This window comes from Micromonospora sp. C81, from assembly GCF_018070425.1.
Lineage (GTDB): Bacteria > Actinomycetota > Actinomycetes > Mycobacteriales > Micromonosporaceae > Micromonospora > Micromonospora zamorensis.
Genome location: NZ_JAGPXS010000002.1, coordinates 342,798 through 368,020, shown reverse-complemented (window position 1 = coordinate 368,020; position 25,223 = coordinate 342,798). Strand labels below are relative to the sequence as shown.

Annotated in this window: 23 protein-coding genes, 1 tRNA gene and 1 pseudogene; 14 read left to right on the top strand and 11 right to left on the bottom strand. The window is 70.5% G+C overall.

What is annotated here, in order from left to right; genetic code table 11:
* Positions 1-86: 86 nt before the first annotated feature.
* The 5 genes from KBX46_RS05250 to KBX46_RS05230 all read left to right on the top strand — a co-directional run bounded on the left by KBX46_RS05250 (position 87) and on the right by KBX46_RS05230 (position 8,584).
* Positions 87-590, top strand: coding sequence for an Lrp/AsnC family transcriptional regulator (locus tag KBX46_RS05250; RefSeq protein WP_099849060.1), 504 nt, complete (start codon positions 87-89; stop codon positions 588-590).
* 70 nt (positions 591-660) lie between these two features.
* Complete coding sequence (locus KBX46_RS05245) at positions 661-2,106, top strand: PQQ-binding-like beta-propeller repeat protein (protein WP_371409946.1); 1,446 nt, start codon at positions 661-663, stop codon at positions 2,104-2,106.
* Positions 2,107-2,232: 126 nt separating this feature from the next.
* Positions 2,233-3,900 carry a fumarate hydratase gene (locus tag KBX46_RS05240; RefSeq protein ID WP_099849058.1) on the top strand — a complete coding sequence of 556 codons (1,668 nt, stop codon included), beginning with the start codon at positions 2,233-2,235 and terminating at the stop codon, positions 3,898-3,900.
* Between the two features lie 257 nt (positions 3,901-4,157).
* Positions 4,158-7,139, top strand: a complete 2,982-nt coding sequence (locus KBX46_RS05235) for an AfsR/SARP family transcriptional regulator (protein ID WP_210791466.1) — start codon at positions 4,158-4,160, stop codon at positions 7,137-7,139.
* Positions 7,140-7,174: 35 nt separating this feature from the next.
* Positions 7,175-8,584, top strand: a complete 1,410-nt coding sequence (locus tag KBX46_RS05230) for a class II fumarate hydratase (protein ID WP_199176986.1) — start codon at positions 7,175-7,177, stop codon at positions 8,582-8,584.
* A gap of 17 nt (positions 8,585-8,601) precedes the next feature.
* Here KBX46_RS05230 and KBX46_RS05225 read toward each other — a convergent pair whose 3' ends face one another.
* The gene (locus KBX46_RS05225) at positions 8,602-8,892 is read right to left on the bottom strand and encodes a hypothetical protein (RefSeq protein ID WP_088950483.1); all 291 of its coding nucleotides are present in this window, start codon (positions 8,890-8,892) and stop codon (positions 8,602-8,604) included.
* A gap of 288 nt (positions 8,893-9,180) precedes the next feature.
* Between KBX46_RS05225 and KBX46_RS05220 the strand changes: the two genes are divergently transcribed.
* The 3 genes from KBX46_RS05220 (at position 9,181) to KBX46_RS05210 (ending at position 10,924) form a co-directional block, all read left to right on the top strand.
* Positions 9,181-9,993 carry a helix-turn-helix transcriptional regulator gene (locus KBX46_RS05220; protein ID WP_099849056.1) on the top strand — a complete coding sequence of 271 codons (813 nt, stop codon included), beginning with the start codon at positions 9,181-9,183 and terminating at the stop codon, positions 9,991-9,993.
* The gene (locus tag KBX46_RS05215; RefSeq protein WP_179781242.1) at positions 9,984-10,166 is read left to right on the top strand and encodes a DUF397 domain-containing protein; all 183 of its coding nucleotides are present in this window, start codon (positions 9,984-9,986) and stop codon (positions 10,164-10,166) included. The genes KBX46_RS05220 and KBX46_RS05215 overlap by 10 nt, the downstream gene beginning before the upstream one ends.
* 176 nt (positions 10,167-10,342) lie before the next feature.
* Positions 10,343-10,924, top strand: a complete 582-nt coding sequence (locus KBX46_RS05210; protein ID WP_210791246.1) for a GNAT family N-acetyltransferase — start codon at positions 10,343-10,345, stop codon at positions 10,922-10,924.
* Here the strand turns inward: KBX46_RS05210 and KBX46_RS05205 are convergent.
* Positions 10,891-11,436, bottom strand: coding sequence for a CGNR zinc finger domain-containing protein (locus tag KBX46_RS05205; RefSeq protein ID WP_141911512.1), 546 nt, complete (start codon positions 11,434-11,436; stop codon positions 10,891-10,893). The genes KBX46_RS05210 and KBX46_RS05205 overlap by 34 nt on opposite strands.
* A gap of 85 nt (positions 11,437-11,521) precedes the next feature.
* Here KBX46_RS05205 and KBX46_RS05200 point away from each other — a divergent pair, with 85 nt between their 5' ends.
* The 3 genes from KBX46_RS05200 (at position 11,522) to KBX46_RS05190 (ending at position 15,163) form a co-directional block, all read left to right on the top strand.
* Positions 11,522-12,487, top strand: a complete 966-nt coding sequence (locus KBX46_RS05200; RefSeq protein ID WP_088952058.1) for a DMT family transporter — start codon at positions 11,522-11,524, stop codon at positions 12,485-12,487.
* Between the two features lie 95 nt (positions 12,488-12,582).
* Positions 12,583-13,374, top strand: coding sequence for an HAD family hydrolase (locus KBX46_RS05195; protein ID WP_210791464.1), 792 nt, complete (start codon positions 12,583-12,585; stop codon positions 13,372-13,374).
* A 97-nt stretch (positions 13,375-13,471) separates the two neighbouring features.
* Positions 13,472-15,163: a S8 family serine peptidase gene (locus KBX46_RS05190; protein WP_185755434.1), complete on the top strand. Its 1,692-nt coding sequence runs from the start codon at positions 13,472-13,474 to the stop codon at positions 15,161-15,163.
* 218 nt (positions 15,164-15,381) lie between these two features.
* Here KBX46_RS05190 and KBX46_RS32350 read toward each other — a convergent pair whose 3' ends face one another.
* Together KBX46_RS32350 and KBX46_RS05175 are read right to left on the bottom strand one after the other, a co-directional pair.
* Positions 15,382-16,005 (bottom strand): endonuclease domain-containing protein, encoded by a 624-nt coding sequence (locus KBX46_RS32350; protein ID WP_247666975.1) that lies wholly within the window; start codon positions 16,003-16,005, stop codon positions 15,382-15,384.
* A 1,136-nt stretch (positions 16,006-17,141) separates the two neighbouring features.
* Positions 17,142-17,939: a helix-turn-helix domain-containing protein gene (locus KBX46_RS05175; protein ID WP_308159382.1), complete on the bottom strand. Its 798-nt coding sequence runs from the start codon at positions 17,937-17,939 to the stop codon at positions 17,142-17,144.
* A 63-nt stretch (positions 17,940-18,002) separates the two neighbouring features.
* Here KBX46_RS05175 and cysS point away from each other — a divergent pair, with 63 nt between their 5' ends.
* Together cysS and rlmB are read left to right on the top strand one after the other, a co-directional pair.
* Positions 18,003-19,418, top strand: a complete 1,416-nt coding sequence (gene cysS / locus KBX46_RS05170; RefSeq protein ID WP_088950478.1) for a cysteine--tRNA ligase — start codon at positions 18,003-18,005, stop codon at positions 19,416-19,418.
* On the top strand, positions 19,418-20,551 hold the full coding sequence (rlmB, locus tag KBX46_RS05165) for a 23S rRNA (guanosine(2251)-2'-O)-methyltransferase RlmB (RefSeq protein ID WP_088950477.1): 1,134 nt from the start codon (positions 19,418-19,420) through the stop codon (positions 20,549-20,551). The genes cysS and rlmB overlap by 1 nt, the downstream gene beginning before the upstream one ends.
* 49 nt (positions 20,552-20,600) lie before the next feature.
* Here the strand turns inward: rlmB and KBX46_RS05160 are convergent, their stop codons facing one another.
* Both KBX46_RS05160 and KBX46_RS05155 read right to left on the bottom strand, forming a co-directional pair.
* Positions 20,601-21,197 carry a hypothetical protein gene (locus tag KBX46_RS05160; RefSeq protein ID WP_210791239.1) on the bottom strand — a complete coding sequence of 199 codons (597 nt, stop codon included), beginning with the start codon at positions 21,195-21,197 and terminating at the stop codon, positions 20,601-20,603.
* A 168-nt stretch (positions 21,198-21,365) separates the two neighbouring features.
* Positions 21,366-22,457 (bottom strand): ABC transporter ATP-binding protein, encoded by a 1,092-nt coding sequence (locus KBX46_RS05155; protein WP_088950475.1) that lies wholly within the window; start codon positions 22,455-22,457, stop codon positions 21,366-21,368.
* 351 nt (positions 22,458-22,808) lie between these two features.
* Between KBX46_RS05155 and KBX46_RS05150 the strand changes: the two genes are divergently transcribed.
* Positions 22,809-22,885, top strand: a tRNA-Thr gene (locus KBX46_RS05150).
* Between the two features lie 104 nt (positions 22,886-22,989).
* Here KBX46_RS05150 and KBX46_RS32340 read toward each other — a convergent pair.
* The 5 genes and pseudogenes from KBX46_RS32340 to KBX46_RS05125 form a co-directional block, all read right to left on the bottom strand.
* Positions 22,990-23,274, bottom strand: a pseudogene (locus tag KBX46_RS32340) (tyrosine-type recombinase/integrase); the annotation flags it as partial.
* Between the two features lie 107 nt (positions 23,275-23,381).
* Positions 23,382-23,699 (bottom strand): hypothetical protein, encoded by a 318-nt coding sequence (locus KBX46_RS05140; protein WP_210791237.1) that lies wholly within the window; start codon positions 23,697-23,699, stop codon positions 23,382-23,384.
* Positions 23,686-24,417 (bottom strand): WXG100 family type VII secretion target, encoded by a 732-nt coding sequence (locus KBX46_RS05135; RefSeq protein WP_210791235.1) that lies wholly within the window; start codon positions 24,415-24,417, stop codon positions 23,686-23,688. The genes KBX46_RS05140 and KBX46_RS05135 overlap by 14 nt, the downstream gene beginning before the upstream one ends.
* Positions 24,414-24,776, bottom strand: a complete 363-nt coding sequence (locus tag KBX46_RS05130) for a WXG100 family type VII secretion target (RefSeq protein WP_210791233.1) — start codon at positions 24,774-24,776, stop codon at positions 24,414-24,416. Before KBX46_RS05130 ends, KBX46_RS05135 begins: the two co-directional genes overlap by 4 nt.
* Complete coding sequence (locus KBX46_RS05125) at positions 24,773-25,168, bottom strand: hypothetical protein (RefSeq protein WP_308159380.1); 396 nt, start codon at positions 25,166-25,168, stop codon at positions 24,773-24,775. The genes KBX46_RS05130 and KBX46_RS05125 overlap by 4 nt, the downstream gene beginning before the upstream one ends.
* Positions 25,169-25,223 lie beyond the last annotated feature (55 nt).

Here is a 25,223-nt window from a genome sequence, read left to right as displayed (position 1 = left end):
GTGGCGAGGATCGCTGGCCCGGCACCGGGTGGGCAACTGTTAGCGGAAATGCTGGTCAGGTTGCGCATTCGGTATGGTTGGCACCCATGAATGGTGAGCAGAATGTACAGCTCGACGGGCTCGATGTGCGCTTGATCGAACTGCTCGCCGAGGAACCGCGGATCGGGGTGCTGGAGTGCTCCCGTCGCCTCGGCGTGGCCCGGGGCACCGTGCAGGCCCGGCTGGACAAGCTGGTCGAGCGGCGGGTCATCCAGGGTTTCGGCCCGGAGATCTCACCGGCCGCGATCGGGTTCGGCGTGACCAGCTTCGTCACGCTGGAGATTAGCCAGCGGCACGGCCACGACCCGGTCACCGCCCACCTCGCCGCCATCCCTGAGGTGCTGGAGGCGCACACCATCACCGGCTCCAGCGACCTGCTCTGCCGGATCGTGGCGCGCTCCAACACCGACCTGCAACGGGTCATCGACCAGATCGTCTCGTCCGCCGGCATCACCCGGGCGTCCACGATCATCGCGTTGGCCGAGCAGATCCCCTACCGCACGCTTCCGTTGGTGCGGAGTGCCGTTCGGGCCGAAGGAAGGGCGCTCTAACACCTCCGAGCCCAGAAAGCGTGGCGACACGGCGGCGCGGGCGTACGGAAGATCCGTGATCGTGGCTACGGTGTGCGGTGTGGCGAAGGGGAGCGTGCGCGGTGGGCTGCTGCTCGGCCTTGCCGTGGTCGTCGCCCTCGCCGCGACCGGCGTGTGGAACCCCTTCCCCGGCCTGTGGGACTGGGTGGACCGCAGCGAACCCATCTCCGAGCCCGACGTGGTCTGGCAGCAACGGGTCGGCGGCACTCCGCGCAGCGTGACCATCGCCGGCGACTCCGTCGTGGTCGAGCAGCGCACCCGGGTGGAGGCCCGCAGCCTGGCCACCGGCACCCAGCTGTGGGAGCGCAAGGCGGACTGGTCGGCGGTCGCCGGCGGCGACCGTGACCCGGTCGTCGCCGTGGGCAAGCTCCTGGTCAAGGGGTACGAGCTGCTCGACCCGGCCACCGGGGTGACCCGGCGACGCGACGACGACGCGGTGGCCGTGTGGACGTACCGCAACCTGCTCCTCGACGCCCGCTGCACGGACGCCACCGACTGCACCCTGAGCGCCTGGGACCCGCGCGGCACCACGCCACTCTGGACGGCGTTCCTGCCCGGTGTGCACAGCGGCCTGCTCGCGGACAACCCTGGCCTGCGCGGCACCCGCCGGCTCACCAACACCCGGATCGACGACGGGGTGGCCGGGGCGGAACCCGCGCCACCGCTGCTCGGGTTCCCGGTGGACGGCCGGGTGCACGTGGTCGACACCGCCACCGGTCGTGTGTTGCAGAACGTCGAACCCGGCCGGGACGAGCGGCTGTCCGTGGTGGGGGGCCGGATGCTGCGGATCGCCGCCCGATCCCAGGACGGCACCTGCTACTTCGCCATCTCCGCGCGGGACCCGGCGACCGGGCAGGAGGCCTGGCAGCGGGCCGGGGTCAACCTGCGTACCGCCGACTCCGCCGGCTGCGTGCAGCGCGAAGACCCGCAGGGCGCGCGGAACGTGCTGATCGGCGTCGGCCCGGACGGCCGCGAGGCGGTCATCGACGGGTACGACGGGCGACTGCTCTGGGTCGGCGGCTCGGGCACCAAGTTGATCGCGGTCGACGACCGCCTGGCGGTGTTCCGGGCGGCCGACAAGCGGTCGGTGGCCGCCCACGAGCTGGGCACCGAGAAGGTGCTGTGGACCCGACCCGCCAGCGGCAAGGCCGGTGCCGCGCTCACCCCGTACGCGGCGGTGGTCGCCGACGAGAAGCCGTCCCGGTTGGCCGCACTGGACCCGCGCACCGGCCGGGAACTGGCCGTCCTGCGCACCTCGGCGAACGCCCTCGCGGTCGGGTCGCAGGGCATGATCGTCGGCGAGGGGCGGGAGATCGGGTACGTCCGCTTCGGGGCGGCCGGGGGCTCGCCCGCCCGACCGCCCGGCGACGGCGGGAATCCCGCGCCGGGTGGCACCGGGCCGGGCGGGTCGAACAACGGCGACTGCGGGCCGAAGGGGGAACTCTGCCCCGAGCCGGACGGCGGCAAGGACGGCTGAGCGGGCGAGTCACCAGCGGATCCGGACGGCGGGGAGGCTCGGCGGGCCCGAGGCGATGAGAGCGGCGTCCCAGGACCCGCCCGGCGGGTGGGAGTGATCGACCGGTCTGCCCTAGGCTTGCCGCTCATGAGCAGTGCCGCCGCATTCTCGTACGCCCCTCTGCTGCCGACCGGCCCTGACCAGACGGACTATCGCCTGGTCACCGACGAGGGCGTGGACGTCGTACACGGCCCGGGAGGCCGCCGGTTCCTCACTGTGGAGCCGGCCGCGCTCACCGCGCTGACCGCCGAGGCGATGCACGACATCGCGCACTTCCTGCGCCCCGCGCACCTGGCCCAGCTCCGGGCGATCATCGACGACCCGGCGGCCTCGCCGAACGACAGGTTCGTCGCACTGGACCTGCTGCGCAACGCCAACATCGCCGCCGGCGGGGTGTTGCCGATGTGCCAGGACACCGGCACCGCGATCGTCATGGGCAAGCGCGGCCGGCACGTGCTGACCGACGGTGGCGACGCCGAGGCCATCTCCCGGGGCGTCTACCAGGCCTACACCAAGCTCAACCTGCGCTACTCCCAGCTCGCCCCGCTGACCATGTGGGACGAGCGGAACACCGGCAGCAACCTGCCGGCCCAGGTGGAGCTGTACGCCGAGGACCCGGACGGGCACCCCGACGCGTACAAGTTCCTGTTCATGGCCAAGGGTGGCGGTTCGGCCAACAAGTCGTACCTCTACCAGGAGACCAAGGCGCTGCTCAACCCGACGCGGATGATGCAGTTCCTGGAGGAGAAGCTGCGGCTGATCGGCACCGCCGCCTGCCCGCCGTACCACCTGGCCATCGTCATCGGCGGCACCTCCGCCGAGTACGCCCTGAAGACCGCGAAGTACGCCAGCGCCAAGTACCTCGACGCGCTGCCCACCTCGGGTTCGATGAGCGCGCACGGATTCCGTGACCTGGAGCTGGAGGCGGAGGTGCTGGAGCTGACCCGCAACTTCGGCATCGGCGCCCAGTTCGGCGGCCGGTACTTCTGCCACGACGTGCGGGTGGTCCGGTTGCCCCGGCACGGTGCGTCCTGCCCGGTGGCGATCGCCGTCTCGTGTTCGGCGGACCGGCAGGCGGTCGCCAAGATCACCCCGTCGGGTGTGTGGCTGGAGCGGCTCGAGACCGACCCCGCCCGGTTCCTGCCCGACGTCACCGACGACTCGCTCGACGCCGAGCTGGTCGTGCGGGTCGATTTGAACCGGCCAATGGACGAGATCCGCGCCGAGCTGTCCAAGTACCCGGTGAAGACCCGGCTGTCGCTGTCCGGCCCGCTCGTGGTGGCCCGGGACATCGCGCACGCCAAGATCGCTGAGCGGTTGGACGCCGGCGAGCCGATGCCGCAGTACCTGCGCGACCACGCGGTCTACTACGCCGGCCCGGCGAAGACCCCCGAGGGCTACGCCTCCGGCTCCTTCGGCCCGACCACCGCCGGCCGGATGGACGCGTACGTGGAGAAGTTCCAGGCCGCGGGCGGCTCACAGGTGATGCTGGCCAAGGGCAACAGGTCGGGTCAGGTGACCCGCTCCTGCCAGCAGCACGGCGGCTTCTACCTCGGCTCGATCGGTGGCCCCGCGGCCCGCCTCGCCCAGGACTGCATCAAGCACGTCGAGGTCCTCGAATACGCGGAGCTGGGCATGGAGGCGGTCTGGAAGATCGAGGTGGAGGACTTCCCGGCCTTCATCGTGGTCGACGACAAGGGCAACGACTTCTTCGCCGAGGTCACCAAACCGGTGCTCACCGTCGGCCGCCGCTGACCGACACGTACGCGAGGGGGTGCTGGGCGAACTCGCCCGGCACCCCCTCTGTCGTCCGTGCTCTGCCGACATCGGTGCGCCCGCCCCGCTGGGGTGGGGCGGGCGCACCGCCCCCGTCGGATGCCGTCACCGACAACCCGGTGCGAGTCTGATGTGCACCCCTGTCGATCCGCTCTCACATCACTATCACCGGAATGCGTCAATGTGTGACCACCGGGTTACGCTGCTGCAAGTTGCAGATCACGGCGGGGGAGCAGATGCGGTTCGGGATCCTGGGGCCTCTGCGCGTCGGCGGTGGCGAGGCCACCGTCACCGCCGGCCGGGACCGGATCGTGCTCGCCATGCTGCTGCTGCGCTCCGGCCGGCTGGTGCCCGTCGAGGATCTGGTGGACGCGGTCTGGGAGGAACGTCCGCCCGCAACCGCCCGGGCCCAACTGCAGACCTGTGTGTCGCGGTTGCGGCGACGGTTCGCCGAGCTGGGGCTGGCACCGGAAATCATCGTCACCGACCCGGCCGGGTACGGCGTCCGTATCGCCCCGAGCGACCTGGACGCCGACACCTTCGCCCGTGGCGTCGATGAGGCCCGAGCCGCCGTCGCGGCCGGCCGGTTCGCCGAGGCGGCTGAGCGGTTCCACGCGGCCCTGGCGCTCTGGCGCGGGCCGGCGCTCAGCGGCATTCCCAGCCGCAGCGTCCGCCGTCGCGCACAGACCCTCGACGAACAGCGCCTCACCGCGCTGGAGGAGCGCGTCGACGTCGAGCTGCGCCTCGGGCGGGCCGCCGAGCTGATCGAGGAGATCGCCGAAAGCGTCGACCAGCATCCGCTGCGGGAACGGCTGCGTGGCCAGCTGATGCTCGCCCTGTCCTCGGTCGGTCGGCAGGCCGACGCGCTCGCCGTCTATCGCGAAGGCCGGCGGTTCTACGCCGATGAGCTGGGCATCGAACCAGGTGCCGAGCTGCAGGAGCTGCACCAACGGGTGCTCGCTGGCGACCTGGCCGTCACCAGCTCGGAGGAGTGGTCCTTCGCTCCGGTCCGGGCACTGCCCAGGGCGATCAACGATTTCATCGGACGGCAGGAGACCCTCGCCCGACTGGTGAAGGAGATCGAGGAAGACGACGCCCGAATCCAGCTCGTCGACGGCATGGCGGGCAGCGGGAAGACCACGCTGGCCGTGCACGTCGCCACGGCGCTCGCGGACCGATACCCCGACGCGCACCTCTTCATCGACCTGCACGGGCACAGCGAACGAGAGCCGTTGCCGCCGGCCGCTGCCCTTGCCGCGCTGCTCCGCCAGCTCGGTGTCCCCGGGGACCGGATCCCCGCCGACGCTGACGAACGCGCCGCCCTGTGGCGGAGCAAACTGTCCGGACGGCGGGCGATCGTGGTGCTCGACAACGCCGCCAGCGCCGCTCAGGTCGCGCCGCTGCTGCCCAGTGGTCGGGACAGCCTCACCCTGATCACGAGCCGCCGCCGGCTCGCCGGGCTGGACGGCGGCAAACCGTCATCACTGGCCGTGCTCGACCCCGAGGAGGCGGTGGAGCTGCTCGGACGGGTGGTCGGTGCCGACCGGGTCGCCGCCGAGCCGGAGGCGACCACCGAGGTGATCACCCGCTGCGGGCACCTGCCGCTGGCGATCCGGCTGGCGGGGGCCCGACTCGCCCACCGGCCCCGGTGGCGGGTCCGCGACCTGGCGGACCGGCTCGCCACCGGACGGGACACCCTGACCGAGCTGTCGGCCGGCGAACGCTCCGTCGGGCAGGCCTTCGCTCTGTCGTACGCACAGCTCGACGTCGACCAGCAACGGATGTTCCGGCTGCTGGCGCTGCACCCGGTGGGCTTCTTCGATGATCGGCTGGCGGCGGCGGTCGCCGACCTGCCGCTGCCGGACGCCCAGGACCTGCTGGACAGTCTCGTCGACGCGCACCTCGTCGACGAGCCCGATGCCGGCCGTTTTCGCTTCCACGACCTGATGCGCGAATACGCCCGACAACTGCTGGAGACCGGCGAGACCGCAGCGAGCCGGACGGCCGCCACCGTCCGACTCCTTGATCATTACCTGCACGTGGCCCACGCCATCTCCGGTCAGATGGAGCCGGTGGCCAGCCGATCCGCCCTGGTGCTGCCGGAACCTCCCCGAGCCGATCTGGTGCGGGCGTCCGTCCCGGATGGTGCAGCCTGGTTCGACGCCAACCGCGCGGCGCTTCCGGCGCTGGTGCGGCTGGCCGCCGCCGAGGGGCAGCTGGAACGTTGCTGGCAGCTGGCCCGCACATCCTGGTTCTATCTGTTCCAACACGGCCACCTGGACGAGCTGGTGGACACGCACACCGTCGCGCTGCGCGCCGCCGAGCAGCTCGACGACGCGGGGGCCATCGCCACAGTGCAGAACTACCTTTCCTCGGGCTACTTCCGGCTCGGCCGGGTTCAGGAGGCCATTGAGCTGATGGAGGTCGCGCTCCGGCTGCGTCAACGGCTCGGCGACCGGCGTGGTGAGGCGACTGTCCGTCGGAACCTGACCGTGGCGTACGGGGCGAACTGGCAGTTGGCTCCCGCCATGGCCCACTCCGCCGCAGCACTGGCGCTCGTCTCCGCCGGCGATCAGCCGGTGGAGGTCATCGCGATACTCAACAACCAGGCGTTGTTGCTGTTGGCGTGGGGCCGCTACCCGGAGGCGCGGCTGGCCTCGCGGCGGCAGTTGCGCCTGGCCCGCGAGATCGGCGACATGAACAGCCTGTACAACGCCCTCGGTCATCTCGGGGCGGTGCGGGCCCGGCTCGGCGACTACCCGGGAGCGCGCCGGTTCCTGCGGCTCGCGTTGAAGTTCAAGCGCCGGGAGGGCAACCGCTTCGGGGAGGGTGAGGTCCTCAACGAACTGGGCAGCATCGAGCGGATCCTCGGCCGGCCGGAGGCCGCCGCGACGCTGCACCGCGAGGCGCTCGCCGCCGTGGTCAAGTCCGGCGACCGCATCGCCGCCAGCGTGTCACGCAACCTGCTGGCCCGTGCGCTGCTCGACCAGGGGGACGTGGCCAGCGCGGTGGACCTGCACCGGCGGGTGCTCGCCGATGCCGTCCGGATGAACGCCCCGCACGAACAGGCCGGGGCGCTGGACGGTATCGCCCGCTGCCTGCGGGACACCGACCCGGCTGCGGCACGGTCGCACTGGTTCCGGGCGCTGTCCCTGTTCCGCCAGATCGAGTCACCGGAGCAGCACGAGGTGGAACGGCTGCTGGCCGAGTTGGGCTGACGGATCATCTGCGAGTCGGCCACGGGCGCGGCAGGATGGTACGCGTGACGACTCCAGAGGCGACCGGTTACCGGATCGAACGCGACTCGATGGGCGAGGTGGAGGTGCCCGCCGAGGCGCTGTGGCGGGCACAGACCCAACGCGCGGTGCAGAATTTCCCGATCTCCGGCCGGGGCATCGAACCGGCCCAGATCAAGGCGCTCGCGCAGATCAAGGGCGCGGCGGCCCAGGTCAACGGCGAGTTGGGCGTGATCGACGCCAACGTGGCCGCTGCGATCGCCGCGGCCGCCGCGCACGTGGCCGACGGCGGCTACGACGACCAGTTCCCGGTGGACGTGTTCCAGACCGGCTCCGGCACGTCATCGAACATGAACACCAACGAGGTGATCGCCACCCTGGCCAGCCGGGAGCTGGGATCGCCCGTGCACCCGAACGACCACGTCAACGCCTCCCAGTCGAGCAACGACGTCTTCCCGTCCTCCATCCACCTCGCTGCCACCCAGTTCATCGTCGAGGATCTGCTGCCGTCGCTGGCACACCTGGCGTCGGCGTTGGAGGCCAAGGCCGCCGAGTTCGAGACGGTGGTCAAGGCCGGGCGTACGCACCTGATGGACGCCACCCCGGTCACGCTCGGCCAGGAGTTCGGCGGGTACGCCGCGCAGGTCCGCTACGGCATCGAGCGGTTGGAGGGCTCGTTGCCCCGACTGGCCGAGTTGCCCCTGGGTGGCACCGCCGTCGGCACCGGGATCAACACCCCGCTCGGCTTCGCCGCCGCCGTGATCGACAAGCTGCGCGAGTCGACCGGGTTGCCGTTGTCCGAGGCGCGCAACCACTTCGAGGCGCAGGGCGCCCGGGACGCGCTGGTGGAGACCTCGGGGCAGCTGCGTACCGTGGCGATCGGCCTCTACAAGATCGCCAATGACATCCGCTGGATGGGTTCCGGTCCCCGTGCCGGCCTCCGTGAGCTGCGCATCCCCGACCTCCAGCCCGGCTCGTCGATCATGCCGGGCAAGGTCAACCCGGTGGTGGCCGAGGCGATGCGGCAGGTCTGCGCACAGGTGATCGGCAACGATGCGACAGTCGGCTTCGCCGGCTCGCAGGGCGACTTCGAGCTGAACGTGATGCTCCCCGTGATGGGCCGCAACCTGCTGGAGTCGATCCGGCTGCTCTCCGCGGTGAGCCGGCTGTTCGCCGACCGGCTGGTGGTCGGCCTGGTCGCGGACGCCGAGGTCTGCCTGGCGTACGCCGAGGGGTCGCCGTCGATCGTCACCCCGCTCAACCGCTACCTCGGGTACGACGAGGCCGCGTCGATCGCCAAGGAGGCGTTGGCCAAGCAGACCTCCATCCGCGAGGTGGTGATCTCCCGGGGGCACGTCGACTCCGGCAAGCTCACCGAGACCCAGCTCGACGAGACGCTGGACCTGCTGCGGATGACCCACCCCTGACAACCGGCCTGCCCGGCTCAGCGGGTGTCGCGTGGTCTGGCCCAGCCGAGGAAGCGGGTGAAGAGCGCCGCGGGCTCCGGGCCGTCGTGTGGGTTGAGCCGGTACAGGTCGGCGGCCGCCTCGTGCAGGACCGCGCACAGGTAGACGCTCAACCCCACCCGGTCGTCGGCGTACTCCTGGCGGAGGGTGAGCCGCGCGACCGGGCAGGGCCAGGGTGCGGCGCAGACCCGGCACAGCCAGAGCGGGCGCAACGGCAGGTGTGGCCGACAGGGCGTCGTGGCGCGGTTGTCCGGGGCGGTCCGGGACATGCTGCTGCCTTCCTTTGGAGCTGAATCGTTTGTGGCATCGGCCCCGTTCGCCCCTCGCTCATCCCTTTTCCACCGGAGGTGGGACCGCCCGGCCGGGGGAGCGGGCGGTCCCGTGCGGCGCCGACAGACCCGGGGGACGGGGAGCGGCGCCGCACTTCACAGTCTGGTGATCAGGCGACTACGGTCGGAAGGGTTTGGCCGCGTCGTCACAGTCGCCCTGTTTCGGGTGGCGCCGCCGCTGGCGGCCGACTGGAGTTGATCGTCAGCGGGGTGGAGGGGCGGCACGGCATGGCCGATGGACAGATGACGGCGGCGGCGTTCCTGGTCGCGGAGCTGCGCCGGGCCCGGGCTCGGCGGGGCTGGAGCCAGGACGAGCTGGCCAAGGCGGTCAACTACTCGGCGTCGATGGTCAGCGCGGTCGAGCTGGGCCAGCAACCGCCCACCGCCAAATACCTGGAACTCGTCGACCGCGCCCTGGACACCGGCGGCCTGTTCGGCCGCATGTCCACCGAGCTGGTCAGCCTGGACAAGGCTCAGGTGTGGCTGCGTGGCTGGCGTGCGATCCTCGCGGAGGCGCGGGCGCTGCGCTGGTTTGACCCGCTGCACGTCCCAGGACTGCTGCAAACCGAAGGCTATGCCCGTGCCGTTTTCGAATCGGACCGGCTGCTCGACGCCGACGAGGTTGAGCGTCGGCTGACGGACCGGCTGGACAGCCAGCGGGTCCTCTACGAGGATCGGCCGCCGCATGTGGTCGCTGTGCTGGATGAGTCGGTGCTCAGGCGGCGCGTTGGCGGTCGGAAGGTGATGTTGGAGCAGGCGGTGCACCTGGCGCGCTTGGCGACCGAGCATCCACGAGTTCAGCTGCACGTGGTGCCTCGCTCGGCTGAGGAGTATCCCGGCCTGAACGGGCCGTTCATCCTCGCCACGGTGGCGGATCAGAGCGACCTTGCCTACCTTGGTGGCCAGATCGGCGGCCAGGAACTTGATCGGCCCGCAGACCTGCTGCGTCTACAGTGGACCTGGGAAGCGACCCTCGGGCAGGCGTTGCCACCGCAGGAGTCGATCGAGTTGCTGAGGGAAGTGGCGGAGTCGTGGAATTGACCCGAGCTTCGTGGCGGAAGAGCAGCCGGAGTGGCTCCAATGACCAGTGCGTCGAGGTGGCGACGAATCTGGGGGACGTGGTCGGAGTGCGAGACAGCAAGGACTTGGACGGGCCCGTGCTGGTTGTCGACGCGTACTCCTGGCGGCTCTTCGTGGTCGCGCCCCCGCGCTGACGCGACCGCCTCGCCCGCGACGGTGGTCGCGGGGTTGGTTGCCCGCAACATCGGGGAAGTTGCTGCCTCGTCGCGGCCTGACGCAGCAACTTCCCCGATGTTGCGCGGATCTTGCCTGCGGACGGGCGCGGGTAAAACGGCTCGACGGTGGGGTGGGGCGGCGGGATGATCCCGTCATGAGTGACCTGCCCTGCACCGAGCGGCTGCGGTTTCGGCGGCTGACCATGGCTGACGTGGACGCACTGGTCGACCTGGACAGCGATCCCGAGGTGATGCGGTTCCTCAGCGGTGGTGTGGCCACGCCGCTGGCCACGGTCCGCGATGAGCAGTTGCCGAGGCTGCTGGCCCAGTACGAGCGGCATCCCGGGTTGGGCCGTTGGGCGGCGCTCGACCGGGGGACCAGCGACTTCCTGGGTTGGTTCGCGCTCGACCCGTCGGCGGACGGCACCGAGGCCGAGCTGGGCTACCGGCTGCGGCGCTCGACGTGGGGGCTCGGGCTGGCCACGGAGGGGTCGCGGGCGTTGGTCCGGTACGCCTTCGACACCGTTGGGGTGCGTCGCGTCTGGGCCGAGACGATGACGGTCAACGAGCGGTCCCGGCGGGTGATGGCGAAGGCGGGGTTGCGCTACCTGCGGACCTTCCACCTTCAGTGGGACCACCCGATTCCGGGCACGGAGCACGGCGAGGTGGAGTACGAGTTGCGGGCCGAGGAGTGGGCCGCCGCTCAGGAGCGACCCGCCGCCCGGCGGGCGCGGTAGGCGGTCACCGCGGCGCGGTTGCCGCAACCGGCCTCGCAGAACCGCCGCGACCGGTTGCGGGACAGGTCGACGACCACGCTGTCGCAGTCCGGGTACTCGCAGATCCGTAGCCGGCGCAGCTCACCGGCGCGAACCAGGTCGGCCATCGCCATCGCCGCCTCCACCGCGATCCGGGTGGCCAGAGGCGCGTCCCGGGGTACGGCGTGCAGGTGGTACGGCTCGTCGTCGTGCTCGATGAGCTGGGGCAGCGCCTTGTGTTCCAGCAGCAGGCCGTTGACCAGCGCGACGATCTCGGGTGGCTCCGCGTACCAGATGCGGCGTAGCTGGGGCCGTAACTCCCGGACGGCGCGTAACTCGGCATCGGTGTGCTCGTGTCGCCCGCTGTAGGAGTAGCGGACGAAGAACGCGTCCAACGCGGCGACGTCGGGCAGCTGCTCGCCGTCCCGACCCGTCGTGTTGACCAGCGCGGCGGCGGCGATCAGGGAACATTCAGTGTCATGAGCAAATAGCATCTTGACTCCTGTCATGGCTTCCGCCTAACGTCACGGGCACAAGGATAGTTTGCTCATGACACGGTGCCGTCCCGAGGAGCGCGACATGCACTCACGACCTGCTGCCGGCGCCGCGTTGGCGTTGCTCTCCGCAGTCACCTTCGCCACCTCCGGCACCTTCGCGCGCTCACTCATCGACGCCGGGTGGTCGGCCGGGTCCGCAGTGATCGCCCGGGTCGGCATCGCCGCCCTGGTGCTGGCGATCCCCGCCCTGCTGTCGCTGCGGGGCAGGTGGGCCGTGCTGCGGAGCAACGCCACGGCCATCGGGCTGTTCGGCCTCCTCGGGGTGGCGCTGGCCCAGGTCTGCTTCTTCAATGCCGTGCGCTACCTGCCGGTCGGTGTCGCGTTGCTGCTGGAATACCTCGGCATCATCCTCGTCGTCGGCTGGATGTGGGTGCGGCACGGGCAGCGACCCCGCCGGCTCACCGTGGCCGGATCGGTAGCCGCCCTGGCCGGGCTGGCGTTCGTGCTCGACCTCGCCGGCACCGCCGACTTCCACCCGGTCGGTGTGCTCTGGGGACTGGGTGCGGCAATCGGCCTGGCCGGGTACTTCGTGCTCGCCGGGCGGGTCGACCCACGGCTGCCCTCGGTCGCTCTGGCCAGCGGCGGGATGGCCGTCGGCGCCGCCGTCCTGCTCCTCGTCGGGCTGACGGGTCTGCTGCCGCTGCACGCCACCTTCGGCGAGGTCACCTTCGCCGGGCAGCCCACCAGTTGGCTCCTGCCCATCGCCGGGCTCTCGCTGGTGGCCGCCGTCATCGCATACCTCGCCGGTATCGCCGGCACCCGGATCCTCGGCCCCCGCCTGTCGTCGTTCGTCGGGCTGACCGAGGTGCTCTTCGCGGTGCTGATCGCCTGGCTGTTCCTGAACGAGCTGCCCACCGGCTGGCAGCTCTTCGGCGGCGCGATGATCATTGCCGGGGTCGCGCTGGTACGCCTCGACGAACTGCGCGGGACACCGGCGGCGTCCGCGCCGGTGTCGACCGAGCCGGAGCTGGTGCTCGCCGGTCGGTGAGTGTGCTCGGTGCTCGGTGCTGGCGCGCTCGGGGGTCGGTGCTGGTGCTCGGCGGCTGCGGTCGGTGGTCGGTGGCCGGTGGGACAGTGGGTGGCGTGCTGACCACTGTGGTGTTCGATGCCGACGAAACCCTGCTGGACCTGCGGCCGGCGGTGACGGGCGGGCTGGTGGCCGTCCTCGACGAGATGCGGCGGCTCATCCCGGCGGCGGCCGAGGTGACGCTCGCTGAACTGGAGTCGGACTGGGGTGCGGTCTTCGGCGAGATGAAGGCCGCGCCGGTGGCGGAGATCCGCCGTGCCGCGCTGGCCCGGTCGCTGGCCCGCGCCGGACTGGACGACCACCTGGACGAGGTCGCGGCCCTCTTCTTCGCCCGCCGGTTCGCCCTCACCCGACCGTTCCCGGACGTGCCACCGGCGCTGGCCACACTGCGCGACCGGTACACCCTGGGCTTCGCCACCAACGGAAACAGCCGCACCGAACGGTGCGGGCTCGCCGGTGAGTTCGCCTTCGAGGTGTACGCGCACGTGAACGGCCTGCCCAAGAAGCCTGCGCCGGAGTTCTTCGCAGCGGTGGTGGCGGCGGCCGGGGTGCCGGCCGAGCAGATCGTGTACGTCGGAGACTCGTGGGAACACGACGTGGTGGCACCCCAGCGGGCCGGCCTGCGGTCGGTGTGGTTGAACCGGCAGGGGCTGTCCCGCCCCGCCGGGTGCACGCCCGACGCCGAAGTGTCCAGCATGGCCGAACTGCCGATCGCGCTCGCTCATCTGCATGCCGGTGCCGCTGTGGGTGGCATTGGTGTGGGCGCTGGTCCGGGCGGTGTTGGTGTGGGCGGTGTTGGTGTGGGCGGCGTTGGTGTGGGCGGCGTTGACTTCGAACTGGGTGGATGAAGGAGAGATTCACCGCCATAACGGGCGTTCACCTGGCGCAAACCCGAAGGTTGTTGTGTGATGGCTGCCACGTCCCTCAACGAGAGGATCTGATGTGGTGAGCAAGCGCTTCACCGTCGGCACTGTCGCAACCGCGGCAGTGCTGGCACTTACGGCTTCGGGGCTGGGTGTACCGGCCAGCGCCGCGCCAAGCGACTCCCGCACCTTCACCGTCGTCGCCGAGGACGGCGTCGCCGCCGACACGGCGGTCGCCGCGATCCGGGCAGCCGGCGGCACGGTGGTGTCGCGGTCCGACGAGGTCGGCATGTTCCAGGTCACCAGTGACCGGGCCGACTTCGCGGCCAGGGCGAACGCCGCCCCGACGCTGCTCGGCGCCGCCGAGCAGAAGGCCATCGGCCGCAAGCCGAAGCTGGACCGCGTCGAGCAGGAGCACCTGACGGCCGCTGCCGCCAACGGTGCCGCTCGTGCCGCAGCCAAAAAGGGCACCAAGCTCGACCCGCTCGACGACAAGCTCTGGGGCCTGGAGATGATCCGGGCCGACAAGGCCCGCAAGATCGAGCCCGGCGACCGTCGCGTGACCGTCGGCGTACTGGACACGGGCGTCGATGCCAGCAACCCGGACATCGCGCCGAACTTCAACTGGTCGCTGTCGCGCAACTTCGCGCCCGACCTGACCGACGTGGACGGCCCCTGTGAGGTGCCGAGCTGCCTCGACCCGGTCGGCACCGACGACGGCGGGCACGGCACCCACGTGGCCGGCACCATCGGCGCAGCGGCCAACGGCTTCGGCCTCTCCGGCGTTGCCCCGAACGTCTCGCTGGTCGAACTCAAGGGTGGCCAGGACTCCGGCTACTTCTTCCTCGACCCGGTCGTCAACGCCCTGGTCTACGCCGGCCGGTCCGGGATCGACGTGGTCAACATGTCGTTCTACGTCGACCCGTGGCTCTACAACTGCACCGCCAACCCTGCCGACTCGCCCGAGGACCAGGCCGAACAGCGGGCCATCATCAAGGCGATGAAGCGGGCGTTGATCTTCGCTCACAACAAGGGCGTCACCCTCGTCGGTGCGCTCGGCAACAACAACGAGGACCTGGGCGCACCCCGTACCGACGTCACGAGCCCGGACTACGGCGCCGACCCGTACCCCCGGCCGATCGACAACAACAGCTGCTGGGACATGCCCGCCGAAGGCCCACACGTGATCGGTGTGTCGTCGGTCGGTCCGTCCGGCAAGAAGTCGGACTTCTCCAACTACGGCACCGAGCAGACCTCGGTCGCCGCCCCGGGCGGTTGGTTCCGGGACGGCTTCGGGACTGACACGTTCCGTACCGACGCCAACATGATCCTCTCCTCGTACCCGAAGCACGTGCTTCAGGAGGAGGGCTCGGTCGACGCCGACGGCAACATCGTCGCCGGGTTCGAGGAGTCGGTCTTCAAGCAGTGCAAGGCCAACGGTGAGTGTGGCTACTACACCTACCTGCAGGGCACCTCGATGGCGTCCCCGCACGCCGCCGGCGTCGCCGCGCTGATCGTCAGCCGGTACGGCAAGCCGGAGCGCCGGGGCGGCTTCGGGATGTCGCCGGACCTGGTCGAGCAGCACCTGTACCGGACGGCAGCCGAGCACGCCTGCCCGGAGCCGCGCCTCCAGCAGTACCGCAACGAGGGCCGGGACGAGACCTACGACGCCTACTGCGCCGGTGGAGTCAACTTCAACGGCTTCTACGGCTACGGGATCGTCGACGCCTACGCGGCGGTGAAGACCCCGCTCAAGCCGAACGCCCGCCCGTAAAGCACCACCTCGGGGCCCGGTCGACAATCGTCGACCGGGCCCTGTCGGTGTGCGCGGTGGTGTCGGTGTGCGCGGCGGTGTCGGTGTGCGCGGCCCTGTCGGCGTGCGCGGCTTCGTTCCTGGCCTTGATCGACTGGGGTTTCTTGAAGGCGGGGTGTCGGGGGCCGGTGGATGCCACGGTTTCCAGGAACCCGAGTCGATCGAGGACAGGTCGGGGATCACCGTCGCCATCCGCGGCTGACCAGCGCGTCGCGCACCTCTCTGAGCACCGCCGGAAACTCGGCGTGCAACCGTCGACTCGTCACATGCAGGACCAACCAACCCGCGCCGACCAGCAGGTTGAGCCGACGGCGGTCCCGGTGCAGCTGATCTGCGTCGGAGTGCCACTTTCTGTCGTACTCGACTGCGACCCGATACTCCGGCCACGCCAGGTCGGGGTGCAGGACAAGGCCGCTGGCCAGGCGTACCGGATGTTGAACGACCGGCCGTGGCAGCCCACCGAGCACCAGCCGTACGCGCAGGTGTGACTCCGGCGGTGACTGGGCTCCGCCGTCAGCCAGGTCGAAGACCCATCGTGCCCGCCGCCCACCGGGCCGCTCGGCGTTGCGAGCAGCCAGTGCGGCCAACGTGTCGCGATCGGTCAGCCCCTGCCCGAGCAGCGAGTCGACGACGGCGACTGCCGGGATCGGGTCGAGCCACACCGCCGTTTCCCAGGCGGCCCGCCCCGGGTCGGAGCGGGGGATCGGGCCGCTCGGGTCCCCGTTGGGCTGGGACGTGACACCCGCTCCGCCCCCGTCGCCCAGCCTGGAGACCACGACGCTGTCCGGTCTGGTGATCGCCATGCTGCCCGTCCTGGCCGTCACCGCTTCCGGTCGGGCAAGCTGCCGAGCTGGGCGTGATGGTGCTCCGATGGTCGGCGGGCGCCCTGCTCCCGTGGGGAGCCCGGTTCGCGATGGGCGCGCTACGTCACGTGATCGTCCTGTCTCCGGCGACCGTTCTGCGTCCGACGGACCCCATGTTCCTGGTGGGCGGTGCGAGCCCGGTGGCGGCGCGGCCAGAGGCGGCATCTCGTCGTCGAGGAGCGGGGTGATGGCGTTGACGTGCACGCGAAGGCCGCGCTGTGGGCCGATCCGCATCGGCCGGGGCACGAGGATGTGCACGTCGTCGGTGAAGGCGGCGGCGTGTTCGACACCGTGCAGGTAGGCGGCTGACGGGCCGCCGATCACTACCCCGGGCAGGAGTCGGAGGAGTGCGGCGCGACAGGCCAGGGTGTGGTCCCGGTCGAGCCGTGCGTCGGCATAGATGTCCTGGCGCAGCCGCAGCCAGGCAGCACTGCGCAGCTGATGTTCGGTGAGCAGGCCATGCCGGACAGCATCGGAGCCGCGGAAGACCCGCCACGTCAGGGCGTCGGGGCGGTGCGGGCGTGGTGGCATGCCAAGCAGCCTGCCGACCACCCATGGACCGCCGAAACCCCTGTGGACAACCTGCCCCGGGCAGCCGTCCGACCCTGTGGACAACCGAAAATCCGTGCGGCGATCGTGGTATATCGCGATCGCCGGCTGGCCAGCGTGGGTGCACTACGCGGGCGAACCCCCGGCTGGCAGCTCCAGGGCGCTGCCAGCGGGCCCTGTCGGCCCAGCGGGCCCTGTCGGCCCAGCGGGCCCTGTCGGCCCAGCGGGCCCTGTCGGCCCAGCGGGCCCTGTCGGCCCAGCGGGCCCTGTCGGCCCAGCGGGCCCTGTCGGCCCTGTCGGCCCACGCGGGGCTCAGTCGGGGCTCAGACAAGCCAGCGACCCGCGAAACTGGTGACGAAATTGGTGACCGCGCTGCTGTCATTGGGACACTCGACCCGGTGATCCACTCGCGTTCATGAAAGTCGGGGTGTCGTCGGCACCGGGATACCGCGAGTTTCAGGAACCCGAGTTGATCAAGCGGGGCGCGAGTCCGCCCGCACGGGTCGGAACAGGCGGTGGCTCGTTTGTCAGCGGAGGGCGTTGGTGATGGCCGTGGCTGCGGCCAGCACCTGGGGACCGATCGTGTCGACGTCCAGCGGGGCGAGCGCGACCACGCCGACGCTGGCCTCCAAGCCGGGTACGCCGAGCACCGGCGCAGCCACCCCGTACGCCCCGGCCTGCAACTCCCCGCTGCTGCACACCGGCGCCGCATCTCCGGCTCGACCGGCCAGGATGGCCCGGCCCGCCGCACCTCGGTCCAGCGGATGCCGTGCCCCGGCGCGGTACGCGACGTGGAACGACGTCCAGCTCGGCTCGACCACGGCCAGGGCCACGCCCTCGCCACCCTCGACGACGGTCAGATGCGCGGTCGCTCCGGCCTGCTCGGCGAGGCGGCGCAGCGCGGGTAGCGCACCCTCGGCGAGCAATGGCTGGGCCCGTCGGGCCAGGTGCAGCAGCCCGGCCCCGAGGCGCAGCCTGCCGTCGCCGTCGCGGCGCAGCATGCCGTGCCCGATCAGCGGGCTGACCAGCCGGTAGACGGCCGCCCGGCCGATGTTGAGCTGGTTGGCGGCCTCGGTGACGGTCAGACCGCCCGAGGCGTCGGCGACCAGGTGCAGCAGCCGCAGACCCCGGTCGAGGGTCTGCGACGTCTCAACGCCCCGTCCCGCAACGGCGTCAGCCCGCCCGACAACCCGATCGCCCTGTCCGGCCGCACCAGCCTGTCCGGCCGCATTCACATGCCCCGCCGCGCCCGCCTGTCCAGGGACGGCGTCAGCGGGGCCGCTGGGGTTGGCCGGAGTCTCACCCGAGCGTGCGGTCGCATCCACGCCTGGCAGCGTACGACCCGGCACCGCCGGACCCGGACAGGCACGGACAGCTACCCTTGTGCGGTGACGCTACGCCTGTATGACACCGCCACCCGATCGGTGCGGGACTTCGTCCCGCGGGAAGCCGGCAAGGTGGGGGTCTACCTGTGTGGTCTCACTCTTCAGGCCCCGCCGCACATCGGTCACCTTCGCTCTGGCGTCAACTATGACGTGCTGCGCCGTTGGCTGCTGGCCGCCGGCTACGAGGTCACCTTCATCCGCAACCTGACCGACATCGACGACAAGCTTCTGGTGAAGGCGGGCGAGCAGGGTCGGCCGTTCTGGTCGATCGCGTACGTCAACGAGTTGCTTCTCGCCGAGTCGTACCGGGCGTTGAACGTGCTGCCCCCCACCTACGAGCCGCGCGCCACCGGGCACATCCCGGAGATGCACGAGCTGATCACGAAGTTGATCGCCGACGGGCACGCGTACCCGGCGACTGACGGTTCCGGCGACGTCTACTTCGATGTGGCGTCCTGGCCTGCGTACGGGTCGCTGTCGGGTCAGTCCCCGGACGCGATGCAGTCGGCCGGGGACGCCCCGGACCGGGGCAAGCGGGACCCGCGCGACTTCGCGCTCTGGAAGGGGGCCAAACCGGACGAGCCGGCGGACGCCTACTGGCCGTCGCCGTGGGGGCTCGGTCGTCCGGGCTGGCACATCGAGTGCTCGGCGATGTGCTGGCGGTATCTGGGCCCGGAGTTCGACATCCACGGCGGTGGGCTGGACCTGACGTTCCCGCACCACGAGAACGAGATCGCCCAGTCCAAGGCCGCCGGGCTGCCGTTCGCGCGCTACTGGGTGCACCACGGGTTGCTCAGCATCGGTGGGGCCAAGATGGGCAAGTCCGCCGGCAACGCGCTCGACCTGGCGTACGTGGACTCGCTCGGGGTGCGGCCGGTCGAGCTGCGTTACTACTACGCCGCCGCGCACTACCGCTCGGTGATCGACTACTCGGAGGATTCGCTGCGCGACGCGGCCACCGCGTACCGCCGGATCGAGGGGTTCGTGCAGCGGGCGGCCGAGCGGGTCGGCGCCGGGCAGCCCGGTGAGCTGCCGGCCGGCTTCGTCGCGGCGATGAACGACGACCTCAACACCTCCGCCGCGCTGGCCGTGCTGCAACAGCACCTCCGGGACGGCAACACCGCGCTGAGCGCCGGTGACGATGTGACCGTCCGCACCACCCTGGCCGTGGTACGGGCAATGCTGGATATCCTCGGGATCGACCCCCTCAACCCGGCGTGGACCGGTGGCAGCCGATCGAATGATCTGCGTGCCGTGGTGGACTCCCTGATCGCGCTGGCCCTGGAGCAGCGCGCGCAGGCCCGGGGCCGCAAGGACTGGGCTGCCGCCGACGCGGTGCGTGACCAGCTCAAGCTGGCCGGCGTGGTGGTCGAGGACACCCCCCAGGGCCCCCGTTGGACTATTGGAGAGCAGGACTGATGGCCGGCAACTCGCAGCGCCGTGGCCGGCGACTGACGTCAAAGGCAAGCGCCCCCAAGGGCACCGGCGGCAAGAACAAGGACTCCCTGGCCGGGCGGGGTCGCACCCTGCCCGCGGACGAGCGTCCCTGGCACAAGGGCTACTCGGGCACCGAGAAGCTGCCCCAGCGCACCGCCTGGAAGCAGGACAAGGAGCGCCGCGCGGCGGCCGAGGAGGGGCGCCCCCCGAAGATCGGTCAGCCGGGCAGCAAGGACACCACCTGGGGCAGGGGCGGCGGTCGGGGCGTACCGGTCGGTCGGGGCGCCAGCGGCGGCGGTCGGGGCGGCAAGCCCACCGGCCGGTCCGGCCCGCGGGTCGCGCCGGGGCGCAAGTCCAACCCGTCCAAGGACTCCCCGGAGCTGCTGGTCGGGCGCAACCCGGTGCTGGAGGCGCTGCGCGCCAACGTGCCGGCGACGGCGCTCTACACCGCCCAGGGCATCGACATGGACGACCGGATCAACGAGATCATCCGGACCGCCGCCGACCGGGGCATCGCCAACCTGGAGATCAGCCGGGCCGAGCTGGACCGGATGACCGGCGGGGTGCTGCACCAGGGCGTCGGGTTGCAGGTGCCGCCCTTCGCGTACCAGCCCTTCGAGGACATGGTCGCCGCCGCCCTGGAGCAGCAGGCCCCCCTGCTGGTCGCGCTGGACGGTGTCACCGACCCGCGCAACCTGGGTGCCGTGATCCGTTCGGCTGCGGCGTTCGGCGCGCAGGGTGTCTTCGTACCCGAGCGACGTGCCGCCGGAATCACCGCGACCGCCTGGCGGACCAGCGCCGGCGCGGCCGCGCGGGTGCCCGTGGCGCAGGTGACCAACCTGACCCGGTCGCTGAAGGCGTGCCGGGACGCCGGCTTCATGGTGGTTGGGCTGGACGCCGACGGTGACACCGACCTGTACGACCTGGAGGCCGCTGTCGGTCCGCTGGTGGTGGTCGTCGGTTCCGAGGGGCGCGGGCTGTCCCGCCTGGTCGGGGAGACCTGCGACCTGACCGTCAGCATTCCGATGATCTCCGAGGTGGAGTCGCTCAACGCCAGCGTGGCCGCCGCGGTCACCCTGGCCGAGGTCGCCCGCCGACGCTCCGCCGAGCTGTAACCACGTCGACGAAGCCCCCTTCCGCCCAGCGCGGGAGGGGGCTTCGCCGTCAGATCTGACGGGTCCACGCGACGAAGAGCAGCGCCCCGGCGAGCGCCAACAGCAGCACGGCCGGGATCAGCCAGCGGGGACCCCGCTCCCCGTCCAGGCGTCGGGTGAGCCGCTGGTGCACGGCAGCGATGCCGATCAGAGCGGCCAGCCCGGCAGCCGTGATCGGCAGGCCGACGAGGAAGTGCGCCACCCACGCGCCGGCCCGGGTCGGACCACCCCAGGAATCGTCGTACGGCCCCCGGTCCATCAGGCCGTACAGCGCGCCGCGCAGCACCATCAGCAGTTGGACGCCGAGCGGCAGCAGAGCCACGGCACCGAGGAGCAGGCTGAGCAGCGCGTGGCCGAGCACCGCGACAGTGCCGGGCCGCCGGCCGGGCACGGCCGCCGGTGGCATCCCGAGCAGCCCGGTACGCAGGGCACGCCAGCGTGCGACGGCGGCGCCGGCCCCGCCCAGCGGAGCGGTCACCAGCGCGAGTACGGCGACCGGGACCAGCGTCGCGCAGTAGGCGAGGCTGCGGCCCGCCAGGCGAACCACCTGGTACGGCCGGGCACGCGCGGTCGGGTGAGCAGTGGACTGGGCGGGAACGGTGGACACGGCGTCTCCTCGGGCTCGGGTCGCCGTGACGGTACGAGCAAGAGCCGCCGTGCCGAGTCACCCCACAGAGCCACCTCCGCGCTGGCTCCGCAGGGTGAAGAGCCCTTGCCGGTACGACGAAAGGGGCGGCCCGCCGAAGCGGACCGCCCCCGTCGGTGAGGCGTTACGTCAGATCCGGCCACCCGTGGCGGCGTGGAAGACGTGGCTGCGACCGGCGACCGGCTTGACGAACACGGTGTCACCCATGTTCGGCATGGTGCGCCGGTCGGTGCGGACGACGAAGCGCTCCGAGTTGCCACCCAGCGCGGCGTGGCCGTAGACGTTGGCGTCCGAGCCGAGGTCCTCGACCAGCTCGACCACGACCGGCATGCCGCCCTCGGTCGGGCTGACCAGCTCGCAGTCCTCCGGGCGGAAGCCCACGGTGACCTTGCCGTCGCCACCCTCGGCGCGGGCCGCCGCGACCTGCTCCCGGGTCAGCGGGATCTGCAGCTCAGCGAACTCGGCGCCCTGCTCGTTCAGCGGAACGGTCTTGATGTTCATGGCGGGAGAGCCCATGAAGCCGGCGACGAACACGTTGGCCGGGGTGTCGTAGAGCGCCCGCGGGGTGTCCACCTGCTGGAGGACACCGTCGAGCAGCACCGCGACCCGGTGACCCATGGTCATGGCCTCGACCTGGTCGTGCGTGACGTAGACCGTGGTGACGCCCAGCTTGGCCTGCAGGGACGCGATCTGGGTACGGGTCTGCACACGCAGCTTGGCGTCGAGGTTCGACAGCGGCTCGTCCATGAGGAAGACCTGCGGCTCGCGGACGATCGCCCGGCCCATCGCGACACGCTGACGCTGACCACCGGAGAGCGCCTTCGGCTTACGGCCGAGGTATTCCTCCAGCTGGAGCAGCGCCGCCGCCTCCTTGACCCGCCGGTCGATCTCCGACTTGGAGGTCTTGCGCAGCTTGAGGGCGAACGCCATGTTCTCGTACACCGTCATGTGCGGGTAGAGCGCGTAGTTCTGGAAGACCATCGCGATGTCGCGGGCCTTCGGAGGAAGGTGGGTGACGTCACGCTGGTCGATGTAGATCGAGCCGGCGTCCACGTCCTCCAGGCCGGCGAGCATCCGCAGGCTGGTGGACTTGCCACAACCGGAGGGGCCGACCAGGACGAGGAACTCGCCGTCGCCGATCTCGAGGTCCAGCTCGTTGACGGCGGGACGCTCTTGGCCCGGGTAGACCCGGGACGCCTTGGAATAGGTGACCGTAGCCATGGTGAAGCGCTTCCTTTCACCGGCAGGAACGTGCCGGACGATCCGAGTGAAGGAGCAACCGGCGCGTATCCGTGCCGGTCAGCGGACGGCGGCTCGGTCACGCGGGGGCGCCGGGCTGTCGTCCGTGTGTGAACCGTAAACGTGTTTCCCCTTGCTGCCAAGGTCGGGGAGCGTCGGAGGTGACATACGGATTACACATTCCGGTCACTCCGGCACGGTCGGACATCAATCGACACACGGCCAGGCGGCGGAAAGGCGTACAGGCGTCGGGTTGTTGACGTTTCCCGTGCTCGGGAGGCATCGCGAGCGGGATATCCGGACGTCACTCGCTATGCTGACCTCGACGCACGCGCCCCTGTAGCTCAGCTGGCCAGAGCACTCGCCTTGTAAGCGAGATGTCGCCGGTTCGATCCCGGCCGGGGGCTCCAATTCCATCAGGCTTTTCCCGCTGGGCACTGCCGCGAGTCAACCGGTTGACAGCAACGGCACTCACGAGAGCTTCCCGTCGAGCTTGCCGAGCGATGGCCTGAACGACGTGCGGCGGTACGCCCAGCTCCATCAGTAGCGAGACCACGGCGTGCCGCAGGTCGTGAAGGCGGACACCAGGCAGACCGGCGGTTTCCCGGAGTCGGGCGAAAGAGCGGCTGAGGTTGGTCGGCTCCATCGGAGTGCCCCGTTCCGAGGGAAACACGAGGGCGTGGTCCTCCCACACCTCGGCCGTCACGACGTAGAGCGCATGGAGCCGGTGACCGGCTGCGGCAGCCAGGATCTTTCGTACCAGCTTGGCGACGTTGCGCGACACCAGCTCTTCCCGCATTGCGTGTTGTAGTGCGTTGCGCAGCACCGGGTGCACGAACTGGATCTGACGAGCGCTGGGGCGGTGCTGGCAGCAGCGACCGACTGAGCAGCAGCGCTAGGGGCACATCAGTGCGCCTCAGGACGTGCGGTGAGGTCGGCCGCTTGGTCCGCCATGTGTTGGCGTTCCTCCGGGTCGAGGGTTTGTTCCCACGTGCGGAAGCGTTGGTAGTGATCCAGCAGCATGCCGCCGTAGGCGTCGGTGGCGGCGATCTGTCGAAGGTCGGTGTGGCCAGCCAGGACGTCGCGGGCCATCTCCTGGAGGTCGCTTCCGGCAACGCCGTCGCGGAGTTGGGTGAGGCAGGCGTGGAGGAGCTTGGCGAGCCCTTGGTTGCCTTCGGTGAGTTCGAGGAACTGCCGCTCTGGTTGGGATTCAGGTTGCGTCACGGAGCACCGGACTTGTGTAGGGCTGATCGGGCAGGGGGACCTTGGACAGGTCGCCGCCCTGCTCAGCGAGGGTCTTCATGAAGCTGAAGAAGCCGAGGATCAGGGTGCCTCCGGTCTGGATCTTCAACGCAGCGTCGTTGACCTTTTTGACCAGCTCAATGGCTTGCCAGGTGGCGATGCCGTAACCGGCGACGGCACCAACGCCGGTCTCGATGAGCGCGGTGCCGGCGGCGGCGCTGACGCCGATGATGATGGCCTTGTCGATCATCAGTTTGATGAGGCCGCCGATCATGTCGGCTAACAGCCAGATTGCCCGCCCGGCTTCGTGGTACTGCTCCTCGATCTGCGCCAGGACGACGTTCTGCTCAACCGCTGCGGTCCCGAGTTGGCGGAAGTAGGTGAACGCGGCGTCGGCGGCCTGGCCGTCCCACTGCTGGTCGAGCTGGGAGGAGATCAGGCTGACGTTCTGACCGAGAGCTTGCAGGCTCTGGCCGAGGTTGCCGTAGGCGTCGCCTGCTTTGTAGAAGCTCTCCCAGTCCCCGACGAAGACGTTGGTGATGGTGCCGATGACGTCGTAGCCGGCGACGTCCTTGATGATCTGGTTGATCCAGTGGGAGATGGAGATGGCGTCCAGGATGCCGATGGGGTTGGCGAAACCCTTGGTCAGTGAGGCGTCCGGTTGGCCGGGCTCGACGAGGAAGTCCGTTGGCTCTCTCACGGCATGTTCCCGCTCAGCGGGCGGCCAGCGGGCAGTTCGTAGCCGCTGCGGTCAACGGTGGGGTAGGTGGCGTCCAGACGGGCCGCGTTGCCGGTGTCGGTGTGCCGGTAGTGGTTCGCGGTGCCTTGCAGCGCATCTCGTGACTTGTTCAGCAGGTCGATCAGGTGGGTGAGCCGCTTGGTCATCTCATCAACGAGGTGCCCATGCGCCTGCCACGCCTTGTTCAGTAGCCCTTGGCTGTGGAACTGCATGTCCGTGTGCCTGAGCATGTAAGCCTTCGCGGTCTGGGCATCGTTGCTCGCGTCGTTGATGAGGGCCGCGGCCCGGTCCAGGGCACCGGGTTCGACGAAGAAGCTCACGACAGCAGGTCCCCGATGACGCCCGTTACGACGAGCAGGACCGCGGCGGCGAGCAGCGCGAGGCCCATGATCCGACCGCGCCGCTTCGATTCGGCGTTGTTGGTTGCCCGGTAGACGCGCAAGCCGGTTACTGCGGCCACGCCAAGCGGCACCGCGACCGACAGGAAGCCGAGGAACGACCACGGGTCGAAGACTCCCCGTTCGTCGCCAGCGATGGCTACCTGGTAGACGACGTTGCCCAGGGCGAGGAGGCAGAAGAAGAACAGCACCATCGACACCAGCGCCACGCTCTTGCGGAAGTCGTGCCACTGATCCAGCTTCTCCGGCATCGCCGTCACCCGATCCGACTGCCCCGTTTCGCTCACGCCCGCACCATCCCACAGGGCAACCACCGAGGGCGACCCCGCCTTCACTGAGGGATTCAGTCTTGACATCCAGACTTCAAAA